A 7,984-nucleotide genomic window follows, 5' to 3' on the forward strand; every position below is an offset into this window, starting at 1 on the left:
TTTCGATAAAAAATAGTATATAATTATTAAAAAGAGAGGAAGTGATGATTATTAATACTTTATATTATGCAATATTGAGATTGGCAGTAATTTTCTTAATAATAATCGGTATATTTGTATTTGTTACATTATCAATTGTTATTTTTGCAAAGAAATTTAATTGTGAAGAAAAATTATTTAATGACAGGGTGTTTTCTTTTTTAGGAAAGCGCAAAGATTTCAAGGAAAATATAAAACCAAGTATAACAGACGGAGCACTGATTTATACAATATCCTTGATATGTCTTTTATTTATAGGAAGCTTTCTGCAGTTATTTTGGGAGACAGCAGGTCTTGTAGCAACTGAGGTTATGATCCTTTTGATACCTTTGTTATACGCAATTTATATAAAGGCGGATATAAAAAATACATTTAGCTTAAAATTGCCGAAAATAAAGCATTTCTTAGGTGGATTTATAGTTTGGTTTGGAGGTTATTTTATAATAAATATAACTACTCAAGTTTTACTAGCATTGTTTCCTGAGCAATCTAAGATATTAGAGGCGGTAAATAGCAGTGTTATGATGGATTCTCTGCTTGCGAGCTTAATCGTTGTGGCGTTGATTCCAGCTTTTTGTGAGGAGATGTTATTTAGGGGATTTTTACTAGATTCGTTTAAGGGTGAAAGTAAAAAATCTAAAATATGGGCAATTGTAATAGTAGGGGTTTTATTTGGTGTAATGCATTTGAACTTTATAAGAATAGTTCCTACTGCGATTCTTGGAATATTGTTTACTTACTGTGTAGTAGCGACGAAATCTATTTGGGTAAGTGTGTTTATGCACTTTTTAAATAACGGATTTTCTGTATGCGTAATGTATTTGACTAAATATTACGATATCCCTATAGATACTTCAGTGACTTATTCAATGCCCCCGATATCTTCTATATTAGTCACAGCTGGTATTGGAGTTTTATTTATATATCTTGGAAGCTTGTGTTTTAAAGATAAAAAAGAAAAAAATAGTATTTGATAGAAAAAAGGAAATGTGAATTTATAGTAAGATATAAATCGCATTTCCTTTTTAACTTTTATCTAATTTTCTTTTAATTTAGAGACAACTTCTTCCTGTGGTGTTACATAAATTGTGTTGTTAGTCTCGTAAATCACCATACCAGGTTTTGAGCCGCTTGGTTTTTTTACGTGTTTTTTGATAGTGTAGTCAACTGGTACTTGTGAAGACATACGTCCCTTGCTGAAGTATGCAGCCAGCATTGCTCCTTCAAGTAGAGTGTTGTCTGGGACTTCACGTCCGGCGCATTTTATGATTACGTGAGAGCCTGGGATGTTTTTAGTATGCATCCATATATCTTCGGGATCGGCGATTCTCAAAGTAAGGTAGTCGTTTTGCTTGTTGTTTTTGCCGACTAAAATAGTAAATCCATCAGATGAAATGAATTTATTAGGCTTTGTAGTTAAATCCATTTCCTTTTTAGGTTTAAATCTACGTGGTGCTCTTGCATAACCTAATTTTATTAGCTCTTCCTTGATATCCTCTAGGTCTTCTAGGTTTTCGCAGTTTTCTATGCTCAAAAGTACGTTTTCTAGATATTCTATTTCATCCTTGCTTATAGCCATTTGCTCAGTAAGTTCTTTTTTTGCAGTTTTTAATTTGTTGTACTTTTTAAAGTACTTTTGGCTGTTTTCTGAAGGAGTAAGGTTTTCGTTTAATTCTATAGTCATCTTAGCACAGTTTTCGTCGTAGAAATTGTCTACCTCGATGCTCTTCATTCCCTTTTGTATCATATAGATATATGCAGTTAAAAGCTCGCCCTTTACCTTGTATATATCTGCATTTTCAGCCTGTGAAAGTTCTTTCTTTTGTTTCTTTTGTTTATTGTAAAGTCTGTCTAATTTTATAGAAATGCTCTTTCTAAGGTCGTATGTTCTTTGATGAACTCTATCCTTAAAGTCCTTAGTTATGTAGTAGTCTTCTACAATTTTAGAAATACTTTCATCGTATATAAATTTATATCCTTCAAACAAGGTCAAGTCTATTGAACTGAAATCCACGACCTTATCTACTTTTTCATCGATTACTATGCAAGGCTTAAACTCCTCGTTTTTTACCTTAGTAAATATATCTGAGAAAACTCTATATAAAAGCGATAAATCATCTCTAGATAGATCCTCGCCTTTAGATTTTGCATCTATATTTGCTCTAAAGCAGATTTCCTTCGCTACAGTAGGACTTATTCCTAAAAACTTGTTGTATATAGCTTTGAAAATAGGTCCGTCGAAATCTCTTAAGGTGTTTATAAATGATTTAAGAGAAGTTCCCTTTATAGGATTTATTTTATCCTGTGCTGGAGGAAGAGAGTAAGTCATAGCAGGCAAGATTTGACGCGCTCTACTTATGCTAGGTGGAACTCTCTTTATAGAATCTATTATGCTAGAATCCTCATCATGAGTTAAAATTATATTGCTATGTCTTCCCATTATCTCCACGTATATATTTTTTGTGCTTTTATCTCTAAGCTCATCTAGAGATTCCACACTTATTTTTATAATTCTTTCAAATCCAACTTGAGTGATATCTGTGATTATACCTCCTTGAAGGTGTTTTCTAAGCAACATACAAAACATAGGTGCCTTTAGAGGATTTTCCTTGTTGTATTTATTTGCTATATAGACTCTAGGATTTGATGAGCTAGAGCTTAAGACAACTTTGAAATTTTCTCTATTGTTTCTAACATAAAGAAGTATTTCATCGTTTTCTGGTTGGTGAACTCTATCTATTTTACCACCGACTAGCTTTGATTTTAATTCGCTCGCTAGAGAGTGTACAACTAAACCGTCTAATGCCATAATTTGCTCCTTTCTTTAATAGATAATATATATTTGTATTTAAATTCATTTATCTAAATTAGTATTTGATTTTATCTTATTATTTACATAATAATTATATACATATGCTTTGATATTTGCTAGAGTTGTTTTACTTATTTATTTAAATAAGATACAATAAATATATCTAAATTTATGAGAAAGGGGAGTTAGTTTTATGGTTAAAATAGATGGCAGTAAATGTATAGTCTGTGAAAGCTGTATATACGATTGTTTTTTTAAAGCTTTATCAAATGAAGATAATAAAATTATTGTAGATGAGAATAAATGTAGAAATTGTGGACACTGCATAGCTATTTGCCCTCAAAATGCTGTAGAGTGTGTTGATTTAGATATGAATGAAGTTAAGGAATATAATAAAGAAGAATTTTATATTGAAGACGAAAAAATTTTAAATTTCATTAAATTTAGAAGATCTACAAGAAGATTTAAGGATGAAAAAATAAAAAGACAAGAAATCGAAAAAATAATAGAAGCAGGCCGTTTTACTCCGACTGGTGGAAATTCGCAGGGAGTATCTTATATAGTAGTAGAAGATAAGCTCAAAGAAATCACTAAATTAGGTCTTGAGACTTTAAATAATTTAGGTGAAGATATATTAAGTAGAGAAATTATAGATGAAAATTTAAGCCGTTATGCGAATAACTGGACAACTGGATACAAGAAGTATTTAGAAAATCCGGATGATGATACATATTTATTTTTCAACTCAAAGACTATTGTTCTTTTAGTATCTAATTCAGCAGTAGATGCTGGTTTAGCTGCTTCAAATATGGAGCTTATGGCAAATGCAATGGGTGTAGGGGTTTGCTTTAGTGGATATTTTGTGAGAGCAGTCAATTCAAATAAAGAGATAAGAGATGTTTTAGGGCTAGAAGAAGGTCAAAAAGCTCAGGTGTGCATGATAATGGGTTATCCAGAGATAGAGTACTTTAGAACTGTGCCTAGAAATAAAGCAAAAATAAGATTTATTTAGGAGGAAGAAATGGATAAGAAACAAAAGAATTATACGAATTTATCAATTGCAGGTGTATTATTTTTAATGACAGGCTATGTATTAGACAAAATTATAAAAATAGATAATACTACAATAGCTTTAGCATGCTATATGCTTTCAATAATATGCTTGCTTATATCTATACTTAAGATGAATAAGCTTAAAAAAGAAGAAAAAGAAGCAGAAGCTAAGAAAAATGATAAAAAATCAAATAATAAAAAACAAAAGAAATAAATATGTTTACTATTATAAATAATTTATTTTTACGAGGATGTATGTTTAGGAGTGAATTTTATGAAAAAGGGTGAAAAAATATCGATAGCAGTGGGTATTTTATTGGGATTAGTCATTGTAGGAATATTTATAGCGCTTGATATAAAACCAATAGAGATGATTATATTTGGATTATCTATAGTTATATCGCTGTTTTTTATAATTAATATACATGAGTTTGGTCACTATGTATTTGGAAAAATGGCTGGCTATAAATTAATTTCATTTAGAATAGGTCCTCTATGCTTTACTATGGAAAATGAAAAGTTTAAATTTATGATATTAAAGCCAAAGGATTATGGTGGACTCTGTGCTATGATACCTCCTGAAGAAGAAATCAAACAATATAGACATACGATTTACTATATGGGTGGAATTTTATTTAATTTGATAAGTGCGCTTATAGGTATTTTAATATCTTTTTATACAGATGGATATATACAATTATTTTTTATAGTTTTTTCACTTATATCGTTTTTTACAGGAATTTTAAATGCGCTTCCGATTATGAGTGGAAATAATCCAAGCGATGGAATGATAGTTTGGAGTATTATATTGAAAAAGCCATTTGCAAATGACTTGTTGAAGTTAAATAGGCTTTCATCACAATTATCTCACGGTGTTAGACCAAAGGATATCGAGATTGAATTTGATTTAGATGGAGATATTAATTTTACACAGACATATTTTTTATTTTATAGCTATTTCAAGGCTCTAGATTCTAAAAATTACTCAAAAGCTGATTATTATATAGATTTGTTGGAAAAAAATATAGATAAGATATCAGAGGTTATGCTGCCGGGGATATATTACGAAATTTGCTTTAATTACTCTATAAAAGAGGACAAAGTAAACGCCGAAAAAAATTATCTAAATGCTGGAGAGATACTTCAAAAGGATAGAGATTTAAATGGTCTTAGAGTAAAATCTTACTACGAATACTATATAAATAAAAATACTCAAAAATCACTTGCATACGCAAATGAAGCACTTAAAGTGGCTGATAAATTCCCTCTAAAGGGACAGGCAATTATGGAAAAGGAATTGGTAATAGAATTAATCGATAAAATTTCCTAAATATTTATTTTTAAATAAAAATAAGGTATAATTAAGTGTTAGAAAAAATCAAAGGGGCGAAAAGATGAAATTTTGGAAATTACATGGAATAGGAAATGACTTTGTAGCAATAGATGGAAGAGAAGACGGTATAGATCCAGATAATTACGGCGATTATGCTAAAAGAGCATGTCACAGAAAATTTTCTGTAGGGGCAGATGGTCTATTAGTCGTAAAAAATTCAGATGTTGCAGACGTTGAGATGGTTTATTATAATTCAGATGGTTCTCGCGCTGCTATGTGTGGAAATGGTCTTAGATGCTTCGTAAAATTTGTTTACGATAATAATATAGTTAAAAAAGATGAATTCGATGTGTACACATTAGATGGAATTAAAAAAGTTAAATTAAACTTAAAAGACGGAGAAATTGAAACTGTAAGAGTAAATATGGGAAGTGGAAGCTTTTTAGCAAATGACGTGCCTGTAGATACTCAAGTAGAAAAATTTATAGAACAAAAGATAGACGTACTTGATAGAGAGTATACAGTTACATCAATGCTTATGGGAGTTCCACATACGGTTATATTTGTAGATAAGTTAGATATAGAGGAAGTCCAAAAATACGGAGCTGCGATTGAAAGACACCCTGTATTTCCTCAAAAGACTAACGTAAACTTTGTACAAATAGTTGACGACAATAACATATTAGTAAATACATTTGAAAGAGGCTGTGGATATACTTTTGGATGTGGAACAGGTATGACTGCATCAGTAGTGATAAGCAACTATCTTGGAAAAGTAGGCAAAAGTGTAAATGTAACTTCTGAAGGTGGAAGCGTGAGAATAGATTTAGAGGATGGATTTGCATATATGACAGGTCCAGCTGTAAAAATATGTGAAGGAAACTTGGAGGTATAATATGGCAATTAGTATGACTGGATTTGGAAGAGGCGAGGTAAAAAACGACAACTATCAATTTTTAGTAGAATGTAAGACTATTAATCATAGATATTGCGATATAAATATGCGTCTTCCAAGAAAAATCAACTGCTTAGAAGATAAAGCTAGAAATCTTATAAAGGATTTCATAAAAAGAGGAAGAGTTGATTTATATGTAAAGCTTGACTTAATAGGCTCAGACGATGTAAACTTAAAGTTCGACGATAATTTAGCGAGTCAATATATAAATATATTGAAAACTATCAGAGATAAATACGAATTAACAGATGATATATCTGTTATGAACGTTGCTAAGTTTCCTGATATAGTGAAGACAGAGGAAAAAGAAGAAGATGAAGATGAAATGTGGGCAATGTTTAAAGAGGCTTTAGAAATAGCTCTCGATAAGCTTGTCGAAATGAGAGTAGCTGAAGGTAAAAAATTGGAAGAGGATACTCTAAAAAGATGTGATATACTATCAGATTATATAAATCAAATTGAAAAGCTATCTGATACAGTAGTTGAAGATTACAGAGATAAATTAAATACTAGAATAAAAGAATTACTAGAAAATCCAAATGAAATAGACGAAAATAGAATGGCACAGGAAGTAGCTATATACGCAGATAAAAGCTCTATAACTGAGGAAATAGTTAGATTTAACTCTCATATAGTTCAGCTTAGAAATACAGTAGTAAAGGACGATTCAGTAGGAAGAAAGATGGATTTTCTTATCCAAGAGATGAATAGAGAAATAAATACTATGGGATCAAAATCTTCAGATATAAATATCACTAACTTAGTAGTTGAAGTAAAAAGCGAATTAGAAAAAATTAGAGAACAAATTCAAAACATAGAATAGTATTTATACATAGCAATAGAGAAAGGGAGATATAATAATGATTAAGAAAAAAGGATTATTATTAGTTGTTTCTGGTCCATCAGGTGCAGGTAAAGGAACTGTTTGTAAAGAATTAATAAAGAGAAATCCTGATTTTAAGCTTTCAGTATCTGCTACTACTAGAGCTCCTAGAGAGGGTGAAGTAGACGGAGAAAGTTATTTCTTTCTAACTAGAGAGAAATTTAAACAAATGATAGGTCAAGGTGGATTTTTAGAGTATGCACAAATTTACAGCAATTTCTATGGGACTCCTAAAGGACCTGTAATGAAGTACTTAGAAGAAGGTAGCGATGTTATACTAGAAATCGAAATGCAAGGAGCTAGACAGGTAAAGGAAATGTATCCAGAAGCTGTTCTTATATTTGTATTACCTCCTTCACTTGAAGAGCTTAAGAAGAGACTTACATCTAGAGGTACAGAAACTGAAGAACAAGTAAAAGAAAGACTTAGCACTTCTTTTGAAGAAATAAAACAAATAAAAGATTACGATTACTTTGTATTCAACGAAAATAACAAGACGACAGATGCTGCTATAACTATAGAAAATATAATTGTAGCAGAAAAAAATAAAGCTAGAAGATATGAAAATGCAATTATAAAAAAATTTGAGGAGGAATTATAAAATGATAAAACCATCAATAAACGACGTATTAGAAAAAATAAGTAACAGATATTATTTAGTTGGGACTGTAGCTAAAAGAGCAAGAGAAATAGTTGACGGTTCTGAAATATACGTAGAAAACAAACAAGGTGAAAACAAACCAGTTTGTATAGCAACTCAAGAAGTAGCAGAAGAAAAAATAACTTATAGATTATTAACACCAGAAGAAATAGAACAAAAAGAATTAGAGCATCATCTAGAACAAGAAAAACAACAAAAAGAATTAGAACAAGACTAATATCTACTGCTTGGGAAGATGATTTAAGATC

The 7,984-nt window shown here is 30.5% G+C and carries 9 protein-coding genes; 8 read left to right on the forward strand and 1 reads right to left on the reverse strand.

From position 1 onward, the window contains the following. Window positions 1-44 precede the first annotated feature (44 nt). Window positions 45-1,013, forward strand: a complete 969-nt coding sequence (locus tag MR593_RS10010) for a type II CAAX endopeptidase family protein (protein ID WP_290692461.1) — start codon at window positions 45-47, stop codon at window positions 1,011-1,013. Between the two features lie 62 nt (window positions 1,014-1,075). On the opposite strand, the gene MR593_RS10015 is transcribed toward MR593_RS10010, so the two are convergent. Beyond that, window positions 1,076-2,848, reverse strand: coding sequence for an Rqc2 family fibronectin-binding protein (locus tag MR593_RS10015; protein WP_290692463.1), 1,773 nt, complete (start codon window positions 2,846-2,848; stop codon window positions 1,076-1,078). Window positions 2,849-3,044: 196 nt separating this feature from the next. Here MR593_RS10015 and MR593_RS10020 point away from each other — a divergent pair, with 196 nt between their 5' ends. The 7 genes from MR593_RS10020 (at window position 3,045) to rpoZ (ending at window position 7,953) form a co-directional block, all read left to right on the forward strand. Then, complete coding sequence (locus tag MR593_RS10020; protein ID WP_290692465.1) at window positions 3,045-3,863, forward strand: nitroreductase family protein; 819 nt, start codon at window positions 3,045-3,047, stop codon at window positions 3,861-3,863. A 9-nt stretch (window positions 3,864-3,872) separates the two neighbouring features. Further along, on the forward strand, window positions 3,873-4,118 hold the full coding sequence (locus MR593_RS10025) for a hypothetical protein (RefSeq protein WP_290692467.1): 246 nt from the start codon (window positions 3,873-3,875) through the stop codon (window positions 4,116-4,118). Window positions 4,119-4,178: 60 nt separating this feature from the next. Further along, window positions 4,179-5,234 carry a site-2 protease family protein gene (locus MR593_RS10030; RefSeq protein ID WP_290692468.1) on the forward strand — a complete coding sequence of 352 codons (1,056 nt, stop codon included), beginning with the start codon at window positions 4,179-4,181 and terminating at the stop codon, window positions 5,232-5,234. A gap of 64 nt (window positions 5,235-5,298) precedes the next feature. After that, window positions 5,299-6,132, forward strand: coding sequence for a diaminopimelate epimerase (gene dapF, locus MR593_RS10035; RefSeq protein ID WP_290692469.1), 834 nt, complete (start codon window positions 5,299-5,301; stop codon window positions 6,130-6,132). A gap of 1 nt (window position 6,133) precedes the next feature. Beyond that, window positions 6,134-7,015 carry a YicC/YloC family endoribonuclease gene (locus tag MR593_RS10040; RefSeq protein WP_290692470.1) on the forward strand — a complete coding sequence of 294 codons (882 nt, stop codon included), beginning with the start codon at window positions 6,134-6,136 and terminating at the stop codon, window positions 7,013-7,015. Window positions 7,016-7,052: 37 nt separating this feature from the next. Further along, the gene (gmk, locus tag MR593_RS10045; RefSeq protein WP_290692471.1) at window positions 7,053-7,676 is read left to right on the forward strand and encodes a guanylate kinase; all 624 of its coding nucleotides are present in this window, start codon (window positions 7,053-7,055) and stop codon (window positions 7,674-7,676) included. A gap of 1 nt (window position 7,677) precedes the next feature. After that, complete coding sequence (rpoZ, locus tag MR593_RS10050) at window positions 7,678-7,953, forward strand: DNA-directed RNA polymerase subunit omega (RefSeq protein WP_290692472.1); 276 nt, start codon at window positions 7,678-7,680, stop codon at window positions 7,951-7,953. Window positions 7,954-7,984: the final 31 nt, after the last annotated feature.

The organism is Intestinibacter sp. (assembly GCF_022780145.1).
Taxonomy (GTDB): Bacteria; Bacillota; Clostridia; order Peptostreptococcales; family Peptostreptococcaceae; genus Intestinibacter.